At 69.8% G+C, this 22,592-nt stretch carries 28 protein-coding genes; 13 read left to right on the top strand and 15 right to left on the bottom strand.

Annotation, left to right across the window (positions count from 1 at the left end; all coding sequences use genetic code 11):
* Positions 1-157: 157 nt before the first annotated feature.
* The gene (locus CDO52_RS03525) at positions 158-628 is read left to right on the top strand and encodes a VOC family protein (RefSeq protein ID WP_017621450.1); all 471 of its coding nucleotides are present in this window, start codon (positions 158-160) and stop codon (positions 626-628) included.
* On the opposite strand, the gene CDO52_RS03520 is transcribed toward CDO52_RS03525, so the two are convergent.
* The 3 genes from CDO52_RS03520 to CDO52_RS03510 form a co-directional block, all read right to left on the bottom strand.
* Entirely contained in the window at positions 625-987 is a 363-nt protein-coding gene (locus CDO52_RS03520) for a fluoride efflux transporter FluC (protein ID WP_017621451.1), read from the bottom strand. The genes CDO52_RS03525 and CDO52_RS03520 overlap by 4 nt on opposite strands.
* Positions 984-1,529: a fluoride efflux transporter CrcB gene (crcB, locus tag CDO52_RS03515; protein ID WP_017621452.1), complete on the bottom strand. Its 546-nt coding sequence runs from the start codon at positions 1,527-1,529 to the stop codon at positions 984-986. The genes CDO52_RS03520 and crcB overlap by 4 nt, the downstream gene beginning before the upstream one ends.
* A gap of 194 nt (positions 1,530-1,723) precedes the next feature.
* Complete coding sequence (locus CDO52_RS03510; protein ID WP_094932200.1) at positions 1,724-2,491, bottom strand: alpha/beta fold hydrolase; 768 nt, start codon at positions 2,489-2,491, stop codon at positions 1,724-1,726.
* Between the two features lie 341 nt (positions 2,492-2,832).
* On the opposite strand from CDO52_RS03510, the gene CDO52_RS03505 reads away from it, so the two are divergent.
* From CDO52_RS03505 to CDO52_RS03490, 4 genes are all read left to right on the top strand, one after another.
* Positions 2,833-3,393 carry a DinB family protein gene (locus tag CDO52_RS03505; protein ID WP_017621454.1) on the top strand — a complete coding sequence of 187 codons (561 nt, stop codon included), beginning with the start codon at positions 2,833-2,835 and terminating at the stop codon, positions 3,391-3,393.
* Between the two features lie 356 nt (positions 3,394-3,749).
* Entirely contained in the window at positions 3,750-4,253 is a 504-nt protein-coding gene (locus tag CDO52_RS03500) for a hypothetical protein (RefSeq protein ID WP_152471875.1), read from the top strand.
* Positions 4,254-4,654: 401 nt separating this feature from the next.
* Positions 4,655-5,341 (top strand): ClpP family protease, encoded by a 687-nt coding sequence (locus CDO52_RS03495; RefSeq protein WP_017621457.1) that lies wholly within the window; start codon positions 4,655-4,657, stop codon positions 5,339-5,341.
* Positions 5,338-5,952, top strand: coding sequence for an ATP-dependent Clp protease proteolytic subunit (locus CDO52_RS03490; protein ID WP_017621458.1), 615 nt, complete (start codon positions 5,338-5,340; stop codon positions 5,950-5,952). Before CDO52_RS03495 ends, CDO52_RS03490 begins: the two co-directional genes overlap by 4 nt.
* Positions 5,953-6,010: 58 nt before the next feature.
* Here the strand turns inward: CDO52_RS03490 and CDO52_RS29055 are convergent, their stop codons facing one another.
* Positions 6,011-6,364, bottom strand: a complete 354-nt coding sequence (locus tag CDO52_RS29055) for a helix-turn-helix domain-containing protein (protein ID WP_017621459.1) — start codon at positions 6,362-6,364, stop codon at positions 6,011-6,013.
* 244 nt (positions 6,365-6,608) lie between these two features.
* A complete protein-coding gene (map, locus tag CDO52_RS03480; protein ID WP_017621460.1) occupies positions 6,609-7,373 on the bottom strand; it encodes a type I methionyl aminopeptidase in 765 nt (254 codons plus the stop codon).
* A 62-nt stretch (positions 7,374-7,435) separates the two neighbouring features.
* Between map and CDO52_RS03475 the strand changes: the two genes are divergently transcribed.
* Complete coding sequence (locus CDO52_RS03475; RefSeq protein ID WP_017621461.1) at positions 7,436-7,705, top strand: helix-turn-helix domain-containing protein; 270 nt, start codon at positions 7,436-7,438, stop codon at positions 7,703-7,705.
* A 63-nt stretch (positions 7,706-7,768) separates the two neighbouring features.
* On the top strand, positions 7,769-7,978 hold the full coding sequence (locus tag CDO52_RS03470; RefSeq protein WP_017621462.1) for a DUF5988 family protein: 210 nt from the start codon (positions 7,769-7,771) through the stop codon (positions 7,976-7,978).
* Positions 7,979-8,064: 86 nt separating this feature from the next.
* Here the strand turns inward: CDO52_RS03470 and CDO52_RS03465 are convergent, their stop codons facing one another.
* The 7 genes from CDO52_RS03465 to CDO52_RS03435 all read right to left on the bottom strand — a co-directional run bounded on the left by CDO52_RS03465 (position 8,065) and on the right by CDO52_RS03435 (position 14,316).
* Entirely contained in the window at positions 8,065-9,375 is a 1,311-nt protein-coding gene (locus CDO52_RS03465; RefSeq protein ID WP_017621463.1) for a DUF418 domain-containing protein, read from the bottom strand.
* Positions 9,376-9,795: 420 nt separating this feature from the next.
* A complete protein-coding gene (locus CDO52_RS03460) occupies positions 9,796-10,350 on the bottom strand; it encodes a hypothetical protein (RefSeq protein ID WP_017621464.1) in 555 nt (184 codons plus the stop codon).
* Positions 10,347-11,903 (bottom strand): sensor histidine kinase, encoded by a 1,557-nt coding sequence (locus CDO52_RS03455; protein WP_232524372.1) that lies wholly within the window; start codon positions 11,901-11,903, stop codon positions 10,347-10,349. Before CDO52_RS03455 ends, CDO52_RS03460 begins: the two co-directional genes overlap by 4 nt.
* Entirely contained in the window at positions 11,900-12,628 is a 729-nt protein-coding gene (locus CDO52_RS03450; RefSeq protein WP_094932199.1) for a response regulator transcription factor, read from the bottom strand. Before CDO52_RS03450 ends, CDO52_RS03455 begins: the two co-directional genes overlap by 4 nt.
* A 263-nt stretch (positions 12,629-12,891) precedes the next feature.
* Positions 12,892-13,569, bottom strand: coding sequence for an HD domain-containing protein (locus CDO52_RS03445; RefSeq protein WP_017621467.1), 678 nt, complete (start codon positions 13,567-13,569; stop codon positions 12,892-12,894).
* On the bottom strand, positions 13,553-13,867 hold the full coding sequence (locus CDO52_RS03440; RefSeq protein ID WP_017621468.1) for a hypothetical protein: 315 nt from the start codon (positions 13,865-13,867) through the stop codon (positions 13,553-13,555). Before CDO52_RS03440 ends, CDO52_RS03445 begins: the two co-directional genes overlap by 17 nt.
* A complete protein-coding gene (locus CDO52_RS03435; protein ID WP_017621469.1) occupies positions 13,867-14,316 on the bottom strand; it encodes a hypothetical protein in 450 nt (149 codons plus the stop codon). The genes CDO52_RS03440 and CDO52_RS03435 overlap by 1 nt, the downstream gene beginning before the upstream one ends.
* Before the next feature lie 80 nt (positions 14,317-14,396).
* Here CDO52_RS03435 and CDO52_RS03430 point away from each other — a divergent pair, with 80 nt between their 5' ends.
* Both CDO52_RS03430 and CDO52_RS03425 read left to right on the top strand, forming a co-directional pair.
* Positions 14,397-14,738: a PadR family transcriptional regulator gene (locus CDO52_RS03430; RefSeq protein WP_017621470.1), complete on the top strand. Its 342-nt coding sequence runs from the start codon at positions 14,397-14,399 to the stop codon at positions 14,736-14,738.
* Positions 14,735-15,439, top strand: a complete 705-nt coding sequence (locus tag CDO52_RS03425) for a permease prefix domain 1-containing protein (protein WP_017621471.1) — start codon at positions 14,735-14,737, stop codon at positions 15,437-15,439. Before CDO52_RS03430 ends, CDO52_RS03425 begins: the two co-directional genes overlap by 4 nt.
* 21 nt (positions 15,440-15,460) lie before the next feature.
* Here the strand turns inward: CDO52_RS03425 and CDO52_RS03420 are convergent, their stop codons facing one another.
* Positions 15,461-16,048, bottom strand: coding sequence for a TIGR03086 family metal-binding protein (locus tag CDO52_RS03420; protein ID WP_094932198.1), 588 nt, complete (start codon positions 16,046-16,048; stop codon positions 15,461-15,463).
* A 414-nt stretch (positions 16,049-16,462) separates the two neighbouring features.
* On the opposite strand from CDO52_RS03420, the gene CDO52_RS03415 reads away from it, so the two are divergent.
* Positions 16,463-17,302 (top strand): SURF1 family protein, encoded by an 840-nt coding sequence (locus CDO52_RS03415; protein ID WP_026126353.1) that lies wholly within the window; start codon positions 16,463-16,465, stop codon positions 17,300-17,302.
* Here CDO52_RS03415 and CDO52_RS03410 read toward each other — a convergent pair.
* On the bottom strand, positions 17,275-17,691 hold the full coding sequence (locus CDO52_RS03410; RefSeq protein ID WP_017621474.1) for a DUF3817 domain-containing protein: 417 nt from the start codon (positions 17,689-17,691) through the stop codon (positions 17,275-17,277). The two genes, CDO52_RS03415 and CDO52_RS03410, sit on opposite strands and share 28 nt — an antisense overlap.
* A gap of 334 nt (positions 17,692-18,025) precedes the next feature.
* The gene (locus CDO52_RS03405; protein WP_026126354.1) at positions 18,026-19,600 is read right to left on the bottom strand and encodes a glycosyltransferase; all 1,575 of its coding nucleotides are present in this window, start codon (positions 19,598-19,600) and stop codon (positions 18,026-18,028) included.
* 361 nt (positions 19,601-19,961) lie between these two features.
* On the opposite strand from CDO52_RS03405, the gene CDO52_RS03400 reads away from it, so the two are divergent.
* The 3 genes from CDO52_RS03400 to CDO52_RS03390 all read left to right on the top strand — a co-directional run bounded on the left by CDO52_RS03400 (position 19,962) and on the right by CDO52_RS03390 (position 22,584).
* Positions 19,962-20,666 carry a WbqC family protein gene (locus CDO52_RS03400; protein WP_193373715.1) on the top strand — a complete coding sequence of 235 codons (705 nt, stop codon included), beginning with the start codon at positions 19,962-19,964 and terminating at the stop codon, positions 20,664-20,666.
* 124 nt (positions 20,667-20,790) lie between these two features.
* Complete coding sequence (locus CDO52_RS03395) at positions 20,791-21,504, top strand: PIG-L deacetylase family protein (RefSeq protein WP_017621477.1); 714 nt, start codon at positions 20,791-20,793, stop codon at positions 21,502-21,504.
* 90 nt (positions 21,505-21,594) lie between these two features.
* Positions 21,595-22,584 carry an NAD-dependent epimerase/dehydratase family protein gene (locus tag CDO52_RS03390; RefSeq protein WP_026126356.1) on the top strand — a complete coding sequence of 330 codons (990 nt, stop codon included), beginning with the start codon at positions 21,595-21,597 and terminating at the stop codon, positions 22,582-22,584.
* Positions 22,585-22,592: the final 8 nt, after the last annotated feature.

The raw sequence follows: 22,592 nt of genomic DNA, 5'->3' as shown, positions 1-22,592 counted from the left end.
CAGACTCTCGGGCATGTAGGGCGGGCGGATACTGGTCTCAGGACGGAAGATGGGAAGGGAGACGCCGGATGTGACCGGATAGCCGGCCCTGCCACCGGCAGTGCCGTCGTCACGGTCACCGCTCGCGGTCACTGACTCGGACTCGGGGAGGCCCGCTGTGCGCTGCAGCTACATCCGCCTGCTGGTCGACGACCAGCTCACGTGCTTCCGCTTCTACCGCGACATACTCAAGCTCCCCGTGCTGTGGGGATCGGAGGTCACGCGCTACGCGGAATTCGACGTCGACTCACAGACCCGGCTGGTGGTCTGCGAGCGCGACGTCATCGCCGAGGCGCTCGGCACCACCGGCGAGAACGCCGCGCTGCCCGGCCAGGACCGCTGTTCGATCGTCTTCGAGGTCGAGGACGTGGACACCACAGCGGCCGAGCTGGTCGCGGCCGGGGCACCACAGGCCTCTCCGCCCAAGAACTGGTCGGCGTGGGGCATCCGCGCGGCGCACTTCCGCGACCCCGACGGCTACCTGATCGAGATCAGCCGCCCCCTGCGGCCGTCCGAGCAGGAATCCCTGGACGACCTGGGAGGGGAAGGCAACGCGGGGTCCGAGGAGAACGCGGCGGACATCCGCTAGCCGGCCAGCGCACCGGCGACGGCCGCACCGATGAAGGCCGCGCCCAGCCCGGCCGCGATGGAGGCGGCGGCGTTGGCGAAGGCGAGAAAGCGCGCGCGGTTCTGCAGCAGCCGGAACGTCTCGTAGCCGAAGGTCGAGTAGGTGGACAGCGCACCCAGCAGGCCCGTTCCGAACAGCGCCACCGCCCATCCGGGCAGGGCGAGCGCGCTGACGAAGCCGAGCAGCAGGCAGGCCGTGGCGTTCGCGGCGTGCGTCCCCCACGGGAAGACCGAGTCGTGTCTGGCCTGCACGAAACGGTCGGTGAAGTAGCGCAGCGGCGCCCCGATCGCCGCACCGAGGGCGACCATGAGCACGGTCATCGGCCGACCCCCGCCCCATCCCGCTCCCGCCGGGCGGCGATCCGCGCCCGAAACACCCGCTCGGCCAGGGCGATCCCCGCCCACACGGCCGCCATCGCCCCGATGAGGGTGCCGCCGAGGTAGAGGAGCGCGGGCCCGGCCGCACCGGCGTTGAGCATCTGCTGCACGTCGACGATGTAGGTGGAGAAGGTGGTGTAGCCGCCGAGCATCCCGACCCCGAAGAACGGGCGCGCCAGGCGCAGTTCCGGCCGCACGTCGGTGACCACCACCATGAGGAACCCGATGAGGAGGCAGCCCGAGACGTTGATCAGGAGCGTCGAGAGGGCGAACTCGCCGGGGGCGTGCGGCAGCAGGACACCGATCCCGTAGCGGGCCGCGGCGCCGAGCGCGCCGCCGAGCGCGATGGCCGCGGGGACGGCCCACGGAGCCTCGCGCAGTTCACCCACCTGGCGCGGAAAGTGGAGGTCGACATCGGAGTCGACCGGGAGGTGGGCGAGTCCGGGATCGGGTTCGGGCGCATGCGCTCCCCCGGGACGGGTCATGAACGGCTCCCATCAGCTGACGTTCCACGGCTGACAGGGACCGTTGGCGACGACGACCGCAGTGTGCCTCCGTGCGGCTCCGGGGGCCGCCACGGATGGGACTGGGCTGACGTCGCGGTTCCCCCGCCGCTGGGCGGCGAGGCGGCGGGCCCCACCGCCACAGCAGATCATATCCTCCGCCACCACCGCCGGCTTCAACCGGCGACGTGCTCCATGAGCAGCTCGTTGACGCGATCGGCGCGCTCGATTCCGACGAGATGGGCGGCCCGGGGGATCACCTCGAACCGCGCGCCGGGGATGGCGTCGGCGAGCCGTCGGCCGTGGCCGGGCGGGAGGAAGGGGTCGTGCGCGGCCGAGAGGACGAGGGTCGGCGCCCGGATACGGGAGAGGGACAATCGCTGGTCAAGACCGTCCAGCGCGTGGCAGTGCCCGGCGTAGCCGACCGGGGAGATGCCCTCGAACTCGTCGACCATGCGGGCCACCACATCGGGGCGCTGCTCGGCGAACTCCGGTGTGAACCACGAACGGGTGATCTCCGCCGACACCGCAGCCATCCCGCCGCGCCGCACGCGCGCCGCGATGTTGGCCCGCGGGAGTGCAGGCGGCGCGCCGGTCGTCCCCGCCACATACGCCAGTCGGCGCACCTGTGCGGGTCGGGCCGCCGCGACCCAGGACGCGAGCGCTCCCCCGGTTCCGGCCGCGATGATCGAGAATCGGCCGATCTCACACGTGTCGAGGAGCGCGAGCACGTCATTGCCCAGGTCGTCCATGGTGTAGGGCCCGTCCGGGGCGGGCGTGGCCCCGTGGCCGCGATGGTTGATCCGCAGGACCCGCAGCGTACGGGTCAGTTCCGGCATCTGCGGCTCCCACACCGGCCACTTGGTACCGAGCGAGGGGACCAAGAGCGCCACCGGAGCATGCCGCGACCCGTCGAACCGGTAGTGAAGCGGAGCGACGGTCATGCGTGACCTCCTGGGACAGCTGGGAAAAGCGTATCCACATTCCCCCTTTCGGAGGCCGGAATTCGCAGGATGCGCCCTGAAACTGCGCCCTGAAACACTGACCGTGCAGGCGGTCGGCCCGCACCTCCAACCCACACCTCCGACCCAGACCTCCGACCCACAGACCGGACGGCGCCCCGCCCCGGGAGGCTGCGGCGGGACGCGAAGGGGGAGGTCGGGAGAACGCCCGAATATCCATGGTGATCGTGGTCAATCGCGGACCGTTCCTGACCGCGATCATCTCTAGGTTGGGGACCGCTGGGAAAGGACACGCGAGACAGCGGAAGGAATGGGTGGTCCCCATGGCGGAGTCGGTCGAGAACGCGGTCAGCGAGCGCACCGAGCTGCTGGACATCCTGGCCGAGCAGCGCAAGAACCTGCGGTTGACCGTCCGCGGCCTGAGCGACGAGCAGGCCGCGGCGCGCACCACCCCGAGTGAGCTGTGTCTGGGCGGGCTGATCAAGCACGTCGCGCGGGTCGAGCGGGGCTGGATCAACGTTATGAATGGGCGTTCCGCGTTCGGCGGTGACCAGCCGGGCCAGCAGGACCCGGCCGCACAGGAGGCGCGGTGGGCCGACGAGTTCCGGCTGGTGGACGGTGAGACGCTGAGCGGCATGCTCGACCTTTACGACGAGGTAGCGCGCGAGACCGAGGCGGCCGTCGCGGCGCTGCCCAGCCTCGACATCGCCGCCAAGCTGCCCGAGGCTCCGTGGTTCCCGCCGAACACCTCGTGGACCGCCCGCCGCATTCTGCTCCACCTCATTCGGGAGACCTCCCAGCACGCGGGGCACGCCGACATCATCCGCGAGTCCCTCGACGGTGCCTCCACCACCGCCGCCTGGGCCGAGGAGTTCACGCAGTAGGGACGGACGTCAGGAGACACAAGGGGAGGGCGGTGCCGAGCGGCACCGCCCTCCCCTCGTCCGGGCACCACCCTCGGCGCCATCACTGTCGGTCGCGCTCTCGTCGGACGAACAAAGAACATCTCGCCCCCGTCCGACCAGGCAACCAATCCCCACTGGAAAGAAAGGAAACCGATCTACCAGCGAAAACACCAAGACGCCAGCGAAACCACCGCTCTTGCCGTACACCCGGACTCCTGACAACATCACTCATAGTGGTCACGCGTTCACGGATGGAACGAGAATTCGCACCCAGTGCACCGCCATACCGCTGAGCATGGCCGCTGGTCGTTCACTTTCACCGAGAAAAGGACGAGATGCACAACGTTGTCCGCGGACTGACCGCGACCATGTCGGCGTCCGCCATAGCCATGGCGATCGTGCCGAGCGGACCGGCCCTAGCGGCCGAGAGCACGACGCCGCCCATGGAGGGGCAGTCTTCACTTCCTGGAGCTCGCATGTCGGACAACCCCTTCACCGACCTGAAACTGACCGGTCTCCACGCCGAGGAACGGACCATGTGGCCCGCTGGCAACCCGGTCCGGTACTGGGCGCTTGTCCTCAACGAGGACCTGGTACGGGAGGACTACGCCGGTGGTGAGTTCTTCCTCTACGCACCGGACACCGGCTACTACGGCTGGTTCCTGGTCACCGATATCCCGGTGTCCAGCACGCCCGACCCCTACCAGGTGGTGATCGCCGACACCACGTTCCTCAAGGGAGCCCCGCATGCCGAGGTCCGGTACGGCATCCCGCAGAAGCCCGATTCCGCCCGCGTGATCGCCACCGTCTCGAACCCCACGTTCCGCCTGGCCCTGTAGGCAACCATCGGCCGAGGCGTATCCGGGAGACCACCGGAACCCTCCTGCCCTCGGACGGGGTGGGGAGGGGCCACCCTGGCACAGGCCCCTTCCCACCCGGATCTCCCCCGCGGCCCCAGAAGAGCACGCGCGCGCTCACAGCGCGCCGGAAACCGCGGCCGTCCTCCCCTGGGCGGGACGGCCACCCCGCTCTCCTCAACGGCGGAACCGAGAGCCCCCGCTGTGCGCCCGCTATCTCGCTGACCTGCACCTCCGGTCACCCTCGCTGCCCGCTCTGCCCACAGCAGATCTCCGCACGGCAGAAACGCTCGCTTCCGCCCGCGTCCGCCCCACAGGCTGGAATCGCACCGGCCGGGACGGGCGAGCGCCCATCCCAGCGGCGGCCGGATGGAGGAGGACACATGCTTTCGACCGTTCCACGGCTCGCGGCGGCGGAGACCGCCACGGCGCCGTTCGACGACCAGATCGCCACCCGATTGCTCCACGGCCGGATTGTCGTGCTGGGGCAGCAGGTGGACGACGCGATCGCCAATCGGATCTGCGCGCAGATGCTGTTGCTCTCGGAAGAGGACCCCAAGCGCGACATCACGCTGTTCATCAACAGCCCGGGTGGGTCCGTCATGGCGGGGATGGCCATCTACGACACGATGCGCTTCATCCCGAACGACGTCGCGACGCTGGCCATGGGCTTCGCGGCCAGCATGGGGCAGTTCCTGCTCTGTGCGGGGACGGCCGGCAAGCGCTACAGCCTGCCGCACGCGCGGATCATGATGCACCAGCCCTCCGGTGGGCTGGCCGGAACGGCGGCGGACATCGCCGTGCAGGCCGAGAACCTGACCTACACCAAGCGCACCATGCAGGAGCTCATCGCCGAGCACAGCGGCCAGACGGTGGAGACGATCGCCGAGGACCAGCGCCGCGACCGCTGGTTCACGGCGGAGGAGGCCAGGGAGTACGGGTTCGTCGACCGCGTGGTGCGGTCTGCGGCGGACCTGGGAGGCGACGCCGCCCGCAGATTCGGGTTCAGTCCGGCGGCCGCCCGGACCCCGGTGAGTGACACGACGCAGAGCACGGGAGGCACGGCATGAGCGGGCAGTACACGGTCCCGATGGTCGTCGAGCGCACACCCAACGGGGAACGCTCCTTCGACGTCTTCAGCCGGCTGCTCTCCGAGCGGATCATCTTCCTGGGGACCGCGATCGATGACAGCGTCGCCAACGTGGTCATGGCGCAGCTGCTGCACCTCGACTACGAGAGCAGCGAGCGCGAGATCAACCTCTACATCAACTCGCCCGGCGGCTCCATCACGGGGGTGACGGCCATCTACGACACCATGCGGTTCGTCCGCGCCGACATCGCGACCGTGTGCATGGGGCAGGCGGCGTCGGGGGCCGCGGTCCTGCTCGCGGCCGGGACGCCGGGCAAGCGGATGGCGCTGGAGCACTCGCGCGTGCTGCTGCATCAGCCGTCGACGCAGGGGCAGGGCGAAGCCGCCGACCTGGAGATCCAGGCGGCCGAGGTGCTGCGGATCCGGTCCCAGATCGAGGAGATCCTGGCCCGCCACACCGGCCAGACCGTGGAGCGGCTGCGGGAGGACACCGACCGGGACAAGATCCTCACGGCGGACGAGGCGAAGGACTACGGGCTGGTGGACAGCCTGATCACCACGCGGGAACTCGCCTCCCGCGCGGCAGCGTAGGCGAAGAGAAGAGGGCCGGCCGGGGCCGGGGGCGGCGCGAGGCCGCCACCGGCCGTGATCAGGCGGCCAGCAGCATGGCCTGCGGGCCGGGTCCAGAAATAGAGGGCGCGGAGATCGGCCGGATGGTTTCGGGCCGCGGCATGAGCTGCGTGTGCAGGTCGCCCACCAGGTCGATGAGCTGCAGCCCCAGCGCTCGGTAGACCGCGGCCAGCACCTCGGAGGAGGGCTCCTTGCGGCCGCGCTCGATCTCCGACAGGTAGGGCAGCGACACCTGGGCCTCCTCCGCGACCTCGCGCAGAGTGCGGCCCTGCTCCAGCCGCGCCCGCCGCAGGAGATCGCCGATGAGGTCCCGCATCAGCGGCTCGTCCTCCTCCCGAGCGTCCGGGACGGAATGCAACGCGCGTTCGCTCATGGATCCCTCCACCGCCGACCATGCCACCACAGGTGTCGATGGCACCGACACTATGCCGCCCCACCGCCTCGGGCCATCCGCCGAGAGGAGAATTCCCCGGCTTCTGCGCCCGGCGTAATCGACCCGAACGGCCGGGAGCGGACGCGACCCGGTGTTCCGGCTCAGGGTCCAGGTCAGCGGGCTCGGCCCGACGCACCACGTGCGGCGTCACCGCGCGTCGACCGACGCACGCCGGACCCCCGGGTCACGGAACGGTGAGAACCATCGGCCCGTCCTCGGTGACGGCGACCGTGTGCTCGCTGTGCGCGGCGCGGCTGCCGTCGAGGGTGCGCACGGTCCACCCGTCAGCGTCCGTGCGGTAGGCGCCGCTGCCTCGCGTGAGCATCGGCTCCAGCGCCAGGACCAGGCCCGGCCTCAACCGCATGCCGCGGCCGCCGCGCCCGTCGTTGGAAACGAATGGTGCTTCGTGCATGGTGCGGCCGATCCCGTGGCCCCCGTGATCGGCGACGGCTCCGTATCCCGCGTCCCGGGTGACGTGCCCGATCGCCGCGGAGACGTCGCCCAGGGTGGCGCCCGGCCGCGCCGCCTCGATCCCGGCGCTCAGCGCACGCTCGGTCTCCGCGATGAGGGCGGTGTCGGCCGGATCCCCCCGTCCCACGGTGAAGGTGATGGCCGCGTCGCCGCACCAGCCGCGCAGGCGCGCTCCGCAGTCGATGCTCACCACGTCGCCGTCTCTCAGCCGTCCTCCGTTGGGGACGCCGTGCACGACCGCGTCGTTGACGCTGGCACAGATAGTGCCAGGGAACGGAGTGGGCGCCCAGTCGGGATGGTACCCGAGGAACAGCGGCTCGGCGCCCGCGTCGGTGATGACCCTGCGGGCCAGGGCGTCCAGCTCAGCCATCGGCACCCCGGGCGCGGCGTGCTCGCGCACGGCGTCGAGGGCCTGGGCGACGATTCGGCCGGCCTCGCGCATCGCCTCGATCTCGGACGGCGTCTTGAGCTCCACCATGCGAACTCCTCCTGGTTCGAATAACTATACCGGTATTACTATCCCGTATTAGTATCACGGTCATGGTTCGAGTTCCGCTGACCCCCGAAGAGCGCGATCGCGGCGAGCGGCTGGGGCACCTGCTCCGCGAAGTGCGCGGCGAGCGCAGCATGGTTCAGATCGCCGCCCAGGCGGGGATCTCCGTCGAGACGCTGCGCAAGATCGAGTCGGGACGCATCCCGACGCCCGCCTTCTTCACGGTCGTCGCGCTCTGCCGTGCGCTGGGCCTGTCGCTGGATCACACCGCCGACGCCCTCACCCCACCCTTGGAGGAACGCCGCCTGGCCTCGTGACCCCCACACCCGAAACGGCGTTGGTGCTGGTCAATCGCGGCTCCAGGTGGAAGTCTCAGGGGTATGACCAGTCGCGTGAAAGCCTTCCTGGAGGGCGGGCCCGAAGATCTGCCCGCGCGCATCGTGCCCATCACTCCACCGGGGATCGAGATCAGAATCCCCTTCAAAGGCGGGTATGAGCACTTCAAAGTGACGCCTCGGCACGAGGAGACCCCGGAAGGCAGGCTTCCGGTCTACGAATGGATCTCCCGTACCGAGACGCCCGACGCGTAGAGCCCTGACGGCGCCCCGCGCGCGTGGCGGTTCGCCGGTGTAGCGCGCGGGGGCCAGGGACGGATCAGCGCGGACCACGGGAGCGGTCAGTGCGCCCGGCGCGGGACCGCCCACGTGATCGCCCGGTGCACCAGGGCCTCCAGCGGGCCGCGGCGGAAGAAGTACCGCCAGGCCGCCGACAGGGCGAGTACCGCCACGACGAACAGGACATACGGCACCATCGACTGCGGGTCGTGGCCGCCACCGGCCGCGCCGGCGCTCATCAGCCGGTGACCGATGACATCCTGCACGAAGTACCAGGTCAGCGCCATACTCCCGGCGGCCGCCAGCGGCCACAGCGCCCTGCGCCACACGGCACGGTCCATGAGGATCAGCAGCCCGCCGAGCAGCGCGAGAGCGACGCCCACCATCCACGCGATCTCCACCACGCTGAACTGCGGGATTCCCGGGCCGGGCCAGGAAAGCGCGACGAGCTCAGCCCACGGCACCAGCGGCATCTGCAATGCACCGTCCGCGGCGGGCGGGGGCGGAACGGCCATGGCCTCCTGGTAGCGGTCGATCGCGGCGCCGAGCCCGAGCGGTGCCAGCAGGATCCAGGAGACCGCCCACGCACCGGCGGCGAGGCCGAGGCCGGTCACCGCCATGCGCACCCGGACGGCGTGGTCACGCAGGTCGAGTCGGCCGATGGCCAGACCCGCGAGCAGCAGCGGCAGCGCGTAGATGGTGTCGGCGCCAAAGACGTAGTTCTGGAAGACGGTCAGCCAGTCGCCGGGGGCGAGCAGGAGGGACAGGCCCTCGGCCGGCTGGGGCGCTCCCGGGCCGAACGCGGGCATGAACCCCCAGTCCTGACCCCAGTTCATCGACGCGATCTTGAAGACCGGGGACGCCACGGCGAACACCCCGGCCGCGCCGAACAGCGTGCGCGTGCGCAGCGCCGTCCACGGCAGCAGGAACAGCAGCCAACCGGTGTACGCGGTGATGATGTTCGCAGCTCCCGACATCTCCGCGAGGCAGAGGCCCAGGAGGAAGAGCACGGCGGCGCGCACGGCGATGCGCATGCGCGCGGCGCGCATCTCCCGGCCCGCCAGCGGGGCCGCTCCGCCCGTCATCAGCGCCACCGACACCCCGGCCAGCAGGAAGAACAGGCTCCGCGCCCGAGTGTCGGTGAACTGGTTCAGCCACTGCAGGATGGTCGGCCAGTCCTGGCCCAAGGGGGTGGGTTCCAGCCACCCGGTGGGGACGAAGTGCATCCAGACCATGCCGAAGATCGCCAGCGCGCGCACCGCGTCGACGCCCAGAAGGCGGCCGAGCGCGGCGCGGCGGCCGCCGGGGGTCGGGCGGTGGCGCTGGGCGGGACCGGGGGCTGGTATCCGCTCCGCTGCGGGCGTGTCAGTCATCGGACTCCTCAAAATTTCTGCCTCGCGTGATGTGTGCGCGGCCGACGTTAAGGAGCCGGTGTGATGGGTCCGCCGTACCACCGTCGCCGCTGTGTGCGCGGCGGATGAGCGTTGTGTGACAGCCCGTCTGCTGAGATCGGTGATGGGAGTCGGCTGGAGTGGCCCCGCCCAGCCCGGGCAGGTTTCCCGCCTCCCCGTTCGTTGATCTCGGCGACGTGCACCTAATACCAACGAGTATTAGGTGCACGTCGCCGAGATCAACGAAGGGAGCGGTGGTGTGGCGCCGTAAACGCGCCGCCGGAGGCCCGCGGGCGCGCCGTCCCGCTCATGCGTCCGCTGCTCGCCTGCCGCCACCCGGCCAGGCCGAAGATCTCCCATCAACCATCTGAGGCCCTCCAGCCGCCGGTGGGGCCGCCCGGGTCAGTCGGGCCCGTCGGAGCCGCCGGTGGGATAGGCGTTGCCGGAGTCGCCACAGCGCAGCTGCCAGGGGTACCGCTTCTCTTCGAAGATGCGGACGTCGACCTCCGCAGGCGGGCGGTCCCCGGGGATGTCGGCGTTGGCGGCGGTGCAGACGAGCTGGCTGACCGCCGCCACCGGCAGCGCGGACGCCTTCATCGGGATGTAGACGTCGACCGCTCCCTCAGTGGCGGTGACGCGAACGCCACCGCTCATGGGCGGCACCTCGGTGAACAGCCCGCGTTCCCGCTCGGCGGCGGAGGGGCCGTCCAGGAGCAGGTCCATGGCCTCCCGCGCATCGACCGGGCCCTCGACTGGTCGTGCGACCGCCTGGGGACCCGACGAACCGACGAAGATGAGGCGGGCGGTGTGGCTGTCCGCGCCCGGCCGCTGGATGCCCCGCGCGGGGCCACCGGCCACGCCGGGGTCGGTCGGTGGGATACCGCATCCTGCGAGCGCGAGGAGCGCGAGCGCGAGCGCGGTCGCGGCGCGACCGCGCGGACGGGTCGGTCGGATCACATCGGCCCCCCGGACATACCGCCGGGATCCGCGGGACCATCGGAACCGTCGCGGCGACCGGCACCGTCCGGCGCGCCCTCCCTACCGCCACCCTCGTCGGGATCGACCGGGAGGGAGACGGTGAACACGGCCCCGCCTTCAGGCGCGTTAGCGGCGGTCAGCGTGCCGTGGTGCAACCGCGTGTTCTCCATCGCGATGGCCAGTCCCAGGCCGCTGCCCTCGGAGCGGGCGCGTGCGGCGTCGGCCTTGTAGAAGCGGTCGAAGACGTGCGGGAGGGCTTCGGGGTCGATGCCGGGACCGTCGTCCGCGACGTCGATGAGCAGCCGTCCCCCCTCAGCCCAGGCGCGCAGCCGGACCGGAGCGCCGCCGTGCCGCAGCGCGTTGCTGATCAGGTTGGCCAGGACGACGTCGATACGGCGGGGGTCCAGGCGCGCCCGCAGTCCCTCGGGCAGCTCCGCCTCGACCTGGTCGTCCCACCCTCTGAGCCGCAGCGTCTTGCGGACAGCCGTGGCGACATCGACCTCGTCGAGCTGGAGGGCGGCCGCTCCGGCGTCGAAGCGGGAGATCTCCATGAGGTCCTCGACCATGCGGGCCAGTTTGGCGGTCTCCTGGCTGATGAGCTGGACCGCGTCGGCGGTGTCGGGGTCGAGTCGCTCGACCTCCTCATCCAGGACTCCGGTGACCGCGGTCATCGCGGAGAGCGGGGTGCGCAGCTCGTGTGAGACATCGGCGGCGAAGCGTCGGGCGTTGGCCTCCATTCGGCGCAGTTCGGTGTCGCTCGACTCCAGGGCGGCGGCCATGGTGTTGAAGGTGCGGGTGAGGTCGGCGAGTTCGTCGCTGCCCGAGACGGGAAGGCGGGTGTCGAGTTCGCCGGAGGTGATCCGCTCGGCGGCCTCTTGGAGCCGTCGCACGGGGAGCAGCACCCGGCGGGCGGCGATGAGCGCCGGGACGAGGGCGAGCACGAGCGCGGGCACCGCGCCGACCTGAGCGGCGGTGACCAGCGCGGCGATATCGTCGCGCTCGTCGCTCAGCGACATGTCGGCGTAGACCACGACGCCGGAGGGCGTGCCGCCATCGGCGAAGTCCACCGGCATCGCGATGACGAGCCGAGGGTCGCCGTCGCGGTCCACCCGCTGGTAGACGGTTGAGCGCCGGTCGCCGACGGCCGCGCGCAGCGAGGCGAGGGCGCTGCCTTGCTCTCCCTTCGGGGGACCGGGGATGATCGGCCCGTCCGCATACGAAACGGAGACGCGCCAGGGGTGCGAGCCTCCGGCCTGTTCCAGCCGCAGCGCGAAGTCGCGCAGGTCCTCCTCCTGCGGCGGGACGACGAGGTCGGGACCCAGAGAGTCGACCTGCGTGCGCAGGTCGTTGACGGCGGCTTCCTGCGAGCGCTCCAGGATCGCGCCGCGCGCCTGGCGGAAGGTGACGGTGGCGGTGAGCAGGGCACTGAGGACGGCGACGACGAGAAACCCCACGACCAACCGCGGTCGCAGCCCCCAGCGCTGCGCTACCCACCCGGCCAGGCGCCGCGGCGGACGCGGGATCGCGGTCACAGCGGCCCGAACCGGTAGCCGAAACCCCGAACGGTCTGCACGTAGCTGGGCGAGCGCGGATCATCCTCGATCTTGGCCCGCAACCGCATGACGCACGCGTCGACCAGGCGCGCGTCGCCGTAGAAGCTGTGCTCCCAGACCTGTTCGAGGAGCTGCTGACGGCTGAAGACCTGGCCGGGCGCGGCGGACAGGAACAGCAGCAACTTGAGCTCGGACGGCGCGAGCACGACCTCCGCGCCCGCCTTGGAGACCAGCAGCCCCGCCCGATCAATGGCCAGCGCGCCGTGTGTCTCCACCTGTGTCTCCACCTGCGGCGCCGACACGGCGCCCGCGTCCACATCCCCCTCCGCCGTCGCCCGCTGCGGGACCACGCGCCGCAAGACGGCGCGCATGCGCGCCTCCAGCACCTCCCCGCTGGCCGGTTTCACGACGTAGTCATCGGCACCGGCCTCCAGGCCGACCACCATGTCGATGTCATCGCCGCGGGCGGAGAGAATGATGATCGGCACCTGCCGCTCCTCCCGGATACGGCGGCAGACCTCCAGCCCGCTCATGCCCGGCAGCATCAGGTCCAGCAGGACGAGCTCGGGTTCGAACCGCTGGAGTGCGGGCAGCCCGGCCTCCCCGCTGCCGGCCACCTCGATCTCATGACCGCGTCGGCGCAGCGCGAGCGTCACCCCCTTCTGCACGGCGGTGTCGTCTTCGATCAGCAGAACACGTGTCATGACGGCGCGGCACTCTCCTGGACCTTGGGAATCGCGCATCAGCCTACGACCGGATGACGGCCACCCCACCAGCATGGACACCTGCTTTGACAGGGCGTTTCGCGTTCCATGACGAGCCGGTGACAGTCCCTCCCGATGAGGCCGACACACCGATCACCCGCGCTTGCGGGCCGACGTCACCGCTCCCCCGCTCGTCTGGCGCCCGCAGCCGACACACGGCCACTCTCCCGGGGAGCGGCGAGGGGCGGCCACCGACGCGAGGGCTACCGCACCGACCCTGCGTAGCCGTCGTAGTCGCCCCACCCGGCGTCCTGCCGGGCCAGCTGCTCCCAGGTGGGCCAGGCCTTCCCGGTGTGCTGGCGGACGAGTTCGCCCGGGAGGCTGAACATGGGCGCCTTCCCCGGCTTGGCGAGCCCCTGCTCGATGATCTCGTCGTGCAGCACCGCGGCGGCGTGCAGCCGGGGAAGCACCGCGTGGACCCGGTCGGCGTAGCCGTCGGGCAGGGGGTGGCGAGCGTCGACGCCAAGGTCATACCCGGCGCCGGTGGTCACCAGCGCGATCTCGGGGCGCTTGCGCCGGGCGACGTCGAAGCACAGGTGGAGCGCGATCGCGTCCCAGACGACCTCGACCCTGTCCTCCGGAAGCCCCTGTTCGGTCAGGAAGCGCGCCGCGAGGTCGGCGCCGTCGATGTCGAAGCGCTGGTCGCCGTCGCCCTCGGCGCTCAGGCCCACGTCGTGCAGGACGCATCCGAGGAAGAGCAGCTCGTCGTCGTAGTCGCGGCCCGGCAGCAGGCCCTCCCGCTCACCGACGAAGCGGCCGTACAAGTAGGTGCGCATGCTGTGGTTGAAGGCCGCCGCGTGCTCGACGCGCTTGGCGAAGCGCAGCGCCTTCAGCGCCGTCTCGGTGCGCGGGAAGTCCAGGCCGTCATAGAGGGTGTCCATCGGCTGTGCCTTTCTGCGGGTTGTCGGTTGGAGAGGTGGAAGGGTCGGCGCCGCGGCGGTCCAGGCGCCGCAGTGCGATGAGGCCGCCGATTCCCGGGACGGCGGCGCGCCATCGGGGCCCCGAGGCGGCCCCGGTCGGGGCAAGCCAGACGGCCGCGATGACGGCGAGGTAGGCCGTGCCGTGGACGGGCCCGGCCAGCGAGGAGACCGCCGGCGCGTGGACCGTGGCGAGGTTGGCCAGCAGGACCGTCAGAGAGGCGGCCTCGACCATGGCCGCGATGCGCAGCGCCCGCACCATCACGCCCCCGTGGTCGAGCCGGGGCGGACGATCATCAGCACCACCACGACCGCCCAGAGCAGGTTGAAGACCCCGGTGAGCATGGCGAGCCGGGCGGCCGACCGCGCCTCGGCGCCGTCCGCCGCGAGCATCCGCCCCTGCGCGGGCAGAACGGCCGCGCCGAGGAGCACGGCGGCGGCGCCGGTCAGCACCACCGAGGCGATCACCCAGGCGTCGGCCAGTACGCCCATCTGAGCGGCCGTGGCGAACCCGAGGACCGGGACCGCGATGCCGACCACGGTGTAGACCCGGCAGACCCGGTGCAGGACGGCGGCGACCGCGGCGGGCCGGCCTCCGCTCACGGCCGCGGCCTGCCGGGCGTAGCGGGGGAAGAGCGAGGCGGCCACGGCGATCGGTCCGACCGCCAGGATCGCGGCGAGTACGTGCAGGGACAGCAGCACCTTGGTCACGTCGGCTCCTCCGAGGGGTCGCTTTTATGTAGGCAGCCAATATATACACTGCCTACATAATCGTCCGGTAGGCTGCCCCCATGAAGGCGGACACGGTGCGAGGACACCTCGACGGGCTGCTGCTGGCCGCACTGGAGTCGGGCCCGCTGCACGGGTACGCGATCATCACCGCGGTCCAGGAGCGCAGCGGAGGCGCGCTCGAACTGCGCGCGGGGACGATCTATCCGGCCTTGAAGCGGCTGGAGCGGCTGGGTTTCCTGCACAGCAGCTGGGAGTCGGTGGGCGAGCGGCGGCGGCGTTGCTACGAGCTGACCGACGCCGGGCGGCGCGGCCTGGACGACGAGCGCGCCGCGTGGCGGAGGTTCACCGCGGCGATCGGCTCCGTCCTCGACCCGGCCACGCGGCCCGGGATCGCGACGTGAGCGGCGCCGCCCGGCACCTGGACCCCGTCGAGGCGCACTCCGCGGAGCTGGCGGGCGCCCTGCGGGGGCCGACCCGCGCGAAGGCCCGCATGGTCAGCGAGATCCGCGACGGGCTCGCTGACACGGTCGAGGCGCACGCCCTTAGCGGCGTCCCGTACCCGAACGCCGTCCGCGCAGCGGTGCGCGAGTTCGGCACGCCCGAAGAGCTGGCGCCGAGCTGCCAGCGGGAGCTGACGATCGCCCAGGTGCGGAGTACCGCGCGGACGGTGCTGCTGACCGTTCCTCTGCTGGCCGCCTGCTGGGCCGGGGCGTGGACGGCCGCTGCCTGGCGCCCCTCGGGCGCTGCCGAGGCACTGGCCGCGAATCTGGCCGCACTCGCGGTGCTCGCCGCCCTGCTCGCGGTGGCGGCGCTGGCCGCGACGGGAGGACTCGCGCGCCGTTTCAGCGCTCCGGAAGGCCTGTTCACCGCACCGGAAGGCCTGGCCCGCGCGGTCGCGTGGAGCGGGACCGCCGCGGCCGCTGCGATGCCCATCGCGACGGCGGCACTCGCGGTGGTGTCCCCGTGGTCCGCGAACTGGCCGGTGATCGCCCTGGCTGCGGCGGCGGGGGCCGCGTCCCACGCGATGCTGGCGGCGTCCGCCCGTTCCTGCCGCCAATGCGCGAGGACGCCGGAAGCGGGGTGGCCTCCCGCACGCCGCTGATGTGGGCGGGAAAGACGGATGCTAGGCGGGGGCCCACGACGGGTCGCGGCCGCTGAGTGCGAGAAGGCGGTCGAACAGCGGGGCGCCCTCCGGGACATCGACGACCGGCCCGAACAGGCCCTCGCGCGCCTGCGGGTCCTCGGGCACATTCGCCACGAAGGCGAGGCAGGCCTCGGCGTCCGCGGGGTCGCACGCGTAGGACTGGCCGGTGGCGCGGGCAAGGTCCCAGCCGTGCAGGACCAGCTCGTCCAGAGCGACGATCCCCGCCTCCTGCCCGGAGAGCTCGACGCCCCCGGCCTCCGTGGCGCCCTGCCAGGCCTCGGGGGCCCGCCACGCTGTCGCAAGGTCGTCGAGCCGCCGGGCCAGGACCTCGCGCCAGTCGGACGGCAGGTTCGCGGCCGAGGGCGCCGGAGGCGGGTCGTCCGCAGACGACCCGGTCTTCTCGGCCGCCCGCCGCAAGCCGAGCGCCAGCCCCATCACGTGGTCGAGCAGGTCACCCACGGAGGTGTCGGTACACGGGGTCGGCGCTGAGAGCTTCCCGTCGGGGATCCCCGCGACCACGTCGTTCATCCGGCGCGCGGCCGGGCCCAGATCCGGATGGTCGTGCATGCCACCGCTCCTCTCCTCGACTGTCCGCGCATCCTAGGACGGGGCTACGACAACCGGCACGGCCAGACCGCGCGCCGCGCCCGCGCGACCGTTTCGGGCCTGCGCACACAAAAATGCGAGGGCCGCCACCGTGTCCCCCCTCAAAATCACGGCGGCGGCCCTCGCTTGGGAACGGTCGCCGACTCCTCCCCCCTGGAGTCGCGACCTGTGAAAGCTCGCGTAGCACGATTTCAGTGATTTCTCTCTCGCGCTAGTACGTACATTACCCACGACGACCTGGCTAAACAACCCTCAGTCACAGGAAATTACTTAAAGTGATCTCCACTCGCGGCTCTTCAACGAACCAAGGTTGCAAGCCGATCGTCAAACGGGGGTCATGGCAGCCGCCCGCCGAGCCGGACATAACCTGGGAAGGTGCGTTTCCCGCTGTTGCAACCTCGATGGATCGGCATCCACCTGGCCGCCGTGGTCGTCGCCGTTTCCTGCTTTGGCCTGGGTTATTGGCAGTACGTCCGAGCGCAGGAGCCCTCGCGGGAAGTGATCACCAACCCGCTGCAGGACCTCGACGACGCCGCGCGGTTGCAGACCGTCCTCCAGCCCGGCGACTACATGCCCGACGATGACGCGAACCGTGCGGTCACCGCTCGCGGCACCTACGACGCCGACGCGCGGCGGTTGGCGCCCGCGTTGTCGCCCGATGGGGAGGAAGGCTACTACGTCGTCTTCCCGCTGGTCACGGACGATGGCGTCGCGGTCGCGGTGAATCGTGGCTGGATCCACGCCGAGGACGTCGACAAGGTCGACGAAATGCCCGCTCCGCCCGAGGGTAAGGTCACCGTCACCGGCTGGCTGCGTCCTCCGCAGTCGGCGGAGGACGGCTACGTCCCGTTGACGGTTCCGGAGGGGCAGATCGACCGGATCTCCACGGCCGTGCTGGTGAACGAGTGGCCCTACCGGCTCTACGAGGGGTACCTCACCATGGCCGAGCAGGACCCGGCGGATCCGCCCGCGACCTCCTCGGCTCCCCAAGCCGAGGTGATCCCCCCGCCGAGCCCGCCGAAGGAGATCATCTGGAACTGGCGGAGCCTCAGCTACGCCGCCCAGTGGGTGATCTTCGGTATCGCCGCCATCGTGTTCTGGGTTTCGCTGATGCGTCGCGAGGTCGGGGCCGACCGCCAGCGGGGCGACGGCTCGGCGGATGACGGAGGCGAGGCGGAGTCCGAGGCTCAGCGCTCGGCCGCGGCCGCTTCCTGACCGGCCGACGCCGCCTCGGCGTCCATCGCGGCTTTCTCCGCCTTGGCCAGGCGGTGCTCCAGGATGAGCCCCAGGAACGGGATCGTTCCGGCCAAGGCCACGCCGACCGTGCGGCCCGCACTCCAGCGGCGGTCCATGGCGAGCCAGACCACGACGAGCACGTAGAGCATGTAGATGTAGCCGTGCGGGAGCGCCACCAGCTTCATCAGCACGGTGTCGTCTCCGAACCACTGCTCCATTCCGGCCGGGGCCGCCACCAGCGAGAACCGCGCGGCTTCACCGATCAGGTACTTGGCCGGCATGGCGACGAACGTCAGCAGCAGCAGGAGAACACCCGTCACATACGCCAACACGCGGTACAGCGTGAAGGGCAGACGCTTCTTATCCACTGGTGGCACCTCAGGACGATCGGTCGAACGACATGGATCCGGGGGTGGCGCGATGTGGCCACCCCCGGAGAACTGCATTGTCCTTCGAGACTACGTGTTGTAGTAAGCGGTCGGCATTCGGGGCGCGTTGCAGAGGATGGCGGCGTTCTGGCTGGTGGTCGGTGCGACAGGGCGGTGTGAGTGGAGGGCCGTGTGAGTGGAGGACGATGTGGGTGGAGGGCGGGCGGGGGTCGGGAGGGTCAGCGGTTGAGACGGGTCGGGGGCGTCGGCGCGGGGGTGGTGGGTTCTTTCTCTCTCGGGCTACGGCTTCTCCCGGGCTACGGCTTCTCCCGGACTACAGAGAGCCGGACGCCCGGGTGGGGCTGCTCCACCGGCCGTCGGACGTCGCGGTCCAGGCCTGCGGGATGGTGCGCAGCGTCAGATAGGAGTCGATGAGCCGCATCGGCAGGAAGAAGAGTCCATAGATGAGGTAGCTCGGCCTCCGCCGGATCGTGGCCATGACGCAGGTCAGGACGTAGTCCGGGACGAACATCCCCACCGCGATCGCGGTCAGCGGCAGGACCGCCGTCACCGCCTCGTAGCCCGTCGAGTAGAACCCGAGCGAGAGCACCGCGTCACCGGTGACCTCCGGCACCAGCGTGAAGAGCGCGAGCCCGGCCATGATGATCAGCATGACCGCGACGAACAGCACCTCCAGGATGTAGAAGAACAGCGCGAACCAGAACAGGCTCGGCCACACCCCGTGCCGCCGCACCGTCTGCCAGAAGCCCAGCGTCCAGCGCCGCACCTGCTTGATGTAGTCGCCGATGGTGAAGGGATCCTGGCAGTAGGCCTTGGTGTTGGGGTTCATCGAGATCCGGCCGAGGTGCCGGTGGTGCACCTCGAACGTCATGTTGAAGTCCTCGATGACCAGCCCCTTGGGGTTGATGTCGAGCTGCTTGAGCACCGAGCTCCGGTACACGCTGGCAAATCCCGGGACGATGAAGGTGCAGCTGGTGTGCCGCCACGTCTGGCCGAAGCGGAGCAGGTACTGGAGGAGCCAGTAGAGCCGGTCCCGGTACGCCGAAATGAGCCGACCGATCAGGGTGCGCTCCTTCGGCTTCCACTCCGCCACCACGAACCCGGCCACAGCGGCGACCGAGGGGTCGCTGAGCTGCTTGCGCGCCCCCGAGACGTACTTCTCGTCGAGCTCGGTGTCGGCGTCGAGGATGACGACGCCGTCGTAGTTTTCGGTTAGGTCGAATTCCTGGATCACTGCTTCAATCGCCCCGGCCTTGCCGCGGTTGGTGAGCAGCTCCAGGACGTTGACACCGGTTTCGGCCGCAATATCGGCCGTGGCGTCCTTCGAGCTGTCCGAGACCACATAGATGTCCCAGCGGTTGAACAGCCGCAGCGCCGACTTGATGGCCCCGTCGATCACCGGTTCCTCGTTGTGCGCCGGGATGATGACCGCGAGGGTGATCTGGTCGATCCCGGTCGCCCCCACGGCCGCGATCCCGGTGCCGGCCGCCGGTCCGCCGTCGGCGTCATCCCCACCGGTCACGGTGACCGTGCCGACCGCGGACCCACTGCCGCCGCCGCCCGCGCCTCTCACTGCCTGCTGACGGACCAGCGCACGCTCGTCACTGGGCGCTCTTCCGCCACCGGCGGCACCGGCATGTGCGCCTCGCCTCTCGGGTACGGCCCTCCTCGCGAGCAGTGCGCGCACACCGTCGTCACCAAGGCGGACGCCACCGATGACGGTCCACACGAAGAGGTTCACGCCGAGGGCCATCCACAGGAAGAGAGGGGTGGGCCCCGCCGTGCCCGAGGATAAGACGAACTGCAGCCAGTTGATGAACATTGTCACAGCGAGGGTGAGGGCGAGCAGCCCTGCGACCCAACTCCCTATGAAACGGGCGGTACGCACCGGTAACCCTCCTGAGGGGACAGTTTCGGACTGACGGTAACCGACAAAGCCAGCATTAGGATGACGTTTCCCATAAGCAGGAAGTTCACCGACTTCCGCGACCTATGTAGGCCACACAAATCGTATGCATGGACTTGCGGCCAGTGAGTCCTGTTGATGCAATACCGAGTGGGGATGGGATCCACTCATCCCGTATACGTAGTTTCTTCGTATTTCAACTTGATCAACGACCGGCACCCTGAAGTTCGATCCACAGAGGACAGCGGCGGATCCTCGACCAGGACCGACCCCGACCATCGCCGGCACGCGCCCATGGCGCGTGTATCCCCCGCCTCGGAGAGGAACCGCAGTGCGCGTCGCCATGCACCAGCCGCATTACTTGCCCTGGCTGGGCCTCATCGACAAAATCGATCGATGTGACCTTTTTGTCGTACTCGATCATGTTCAGTACGAGCGCCGAGGTTGGCAGAATCGCAACTACGTCGCCTCGAAGAGCGGTCCAGTACTGCTCTCCGTCCCGGTTATCCAAGGAAACCGGAACGACAGAATCATGGACAAACTGATCAACAACGATCAGAAGTGGCAGGAGAAACACCGCCGCACACTGGCGGAGCACTGCTACCGCGGAGCCCCGTTCTTCGACCGGTTCGGCCAGGACTTCCTGCGCCTCTACGACACCGAGTGGGAGCGCCTCATCGACCTCTCGATGGCCTCCACCCGTTTCCTCCTGACCGGCTTCGGGATCACCACGCCGATCGTCCTCGCGAGCGACCTCGGCGACTTCCCCGGTCAGAAGTCCGAGCTGCTGGCACAGATCTGCGCGAAGGTCGGCGCCGACGTGATGCTCTCCGGCGACGGCGCCCGCGACTACGTCGACCAGGGCCTCTTCCAGAAGTACGGAATCGAGGTCGAATGGCAGAACTTCCAGCACCCGGAATACCCGCAACCCGCCCGGGGCAAGGGCGAGTTCCTGCCCCGCGTGGCCGCCCTGGACCTGCTTCTCAACGTCGGTCCCGACGGCCTCGGGCTGCTCCGCGCGGCACGCGCCCCCACCGCCGGGGCCTGACCGGAACAACCCGGTGTGCCAACCATCACACCTGCGTGGACGTCTTCTATGACCAGGTGGAGTGATCTGCACCGTGCTCACTGCCGTACTGCCTAGATAATCCCCCGTTTTCGAAGGACATGGCATGACGATCAACTGGTCCGAGCAGCGCATCCTCATCTTCGCCCCCCACCCCGACGACGAAACGCTCGGCTGCGGCGGGCTGATGCACAAAGCCAAGGCTGCCGGTGCCCACGTCTTCATCCAGTTCCTCACCGTTGGCGACACCGCCGACCTGTCACCCAAGGGCTTCTCCACCGCCCACGAGCGGTACGCCGAGATCAAGGAGGTCGCCGACTACTTCCGCTGGGACGACTGGCACGTCGCCTTTCCCGGCGACGAGTACCACCTCAAGCTCGACCAGGTGCCCCGCTTCGAGCTGTGCAACGCGATCGAGCGGCAGAGCCCGCTGTCCATCGCGAACCTCAAGCCGACGGTGGTACTCGCCCCCCATCGGACCAGCTACAACCAGGATCACCAAGTCACCGCGGAGGCCGTACACACGGCCCTGCGCCCGTCCAATAACGCCCTGCGGCACCACCCCGACGTGGTGCTCGCCTACGAGGAGGCCGCCGACCAGTGGAGGTACGAGGCGTCCGCCTCACCGAACCTCCTCGTCGAACTGGCGGAACACGACCTCGACGCGAAGATCGCCGGCATGCGCCTGTACGGCACCCAGATCCACGACCATCCGCACACCCGGTCGGAGCTCACGCTCCGGAGTCTGGCCGCCCTGCGCGGGATGCAGAGCGGAGTCGCACTGGCCGAGGGCTACCACGCCCTGCGCTGGCTTGCCTGAGCGCCGAGGCCCCCGTGTTTCCCGTCCCAGTTCACCGCACGCAATCCGAATCAGCTATGTACAACCGCACCCTTGGAGGGGGAGGCAACGTTGAAGGCTGTTGTGACCGGCGGTGCCGGCTTCATCGGTTCTCATCTCTGCGATTACCTCATCGCCCACGGGCATGAGGTCACCGTCCTGGACGATTTGTCCACCGGATCGGAGTCCAATCTCGAACAGGTTGCCCAGAACACATCGTTCGAGCTGGTCAAGGGCTCGATCCTGGATCAGAGTCTGGTCAGTGATGTGATCGCGGGCAGCGACACCGTCTTCCATCTCGCCGCGGCGGTCGGCGTCCACACGATTGTGGACAACCCGCTGCGATCTCTCCACACCAACCTGCACGGCACCGAGAACGTGGTCGAAGCCGCGGTCTCGCACGGCGCCCGCTTCATGGTCGCCTCGACCAGTGAGGTCTACGGCAAGAACGACGCCGACGGCCTCACCGAGGACGCCGACCGTGTCCTCGGGTCACCACTGAAGAGCCGCTGGTCGTACGCCGCCGCCAAGGGCCTCGACGAGCTCGTCGCCCATATCTACGGCGAGCAGTCCGGCATCCCCTGCGTCATCACCCGGTTCTTCAACATCGTCGGCCCCCGTCAGACCGGGCGCTACGGCATGGTCGTGCCCCGCTTCGTCTCCCAAGCACTCAACAACGAACCCATCACCGTCTACGGCGAGGGCACCCAGCGCCGCTGCTTCGGCTCGGTGTTCGACATCATCCCCGCCGTCGTCCGGCTCATGGACACCCCCGCGGCCTACAACAAAGCCGTCAACCTGGGCGGACAGGAGGAGGTCTCGATCAAGGGACTGGCCGACCGCGTCCTCGAGCTCACCGGCTCCTCCAGCGAGATCTCGTATGTGTCCTACGCGGACGCCTACGGGAAGGGGTATGAGGACATGCAGCGCCGCATGCCCGACACCACCCTCGCCAACCGCCTCATCGACTACGCCCCACAGCGCGACCTCAACGACATCATCACGTCGATCATCGAGTACAAGAGGGCCGAGGATGCCGCGCCCCAGGCAGCGGTGGTCTGACCACCCTC

The sequence above is a fragment of the Nocardiopsis gilva YIM 90087 genome, from assembly GCF_002263495.1.
Classification (GTDB): Bacteria; Actinomycetota; Actinomycetes; order Streptosporangiales; family Streptosporangiaceae; genus Nocardiopsis_C; species Nocardiopsis_C gilva.
This window is presented reverse-complemented; position numbering and strand designations above follow the sequence as displayed.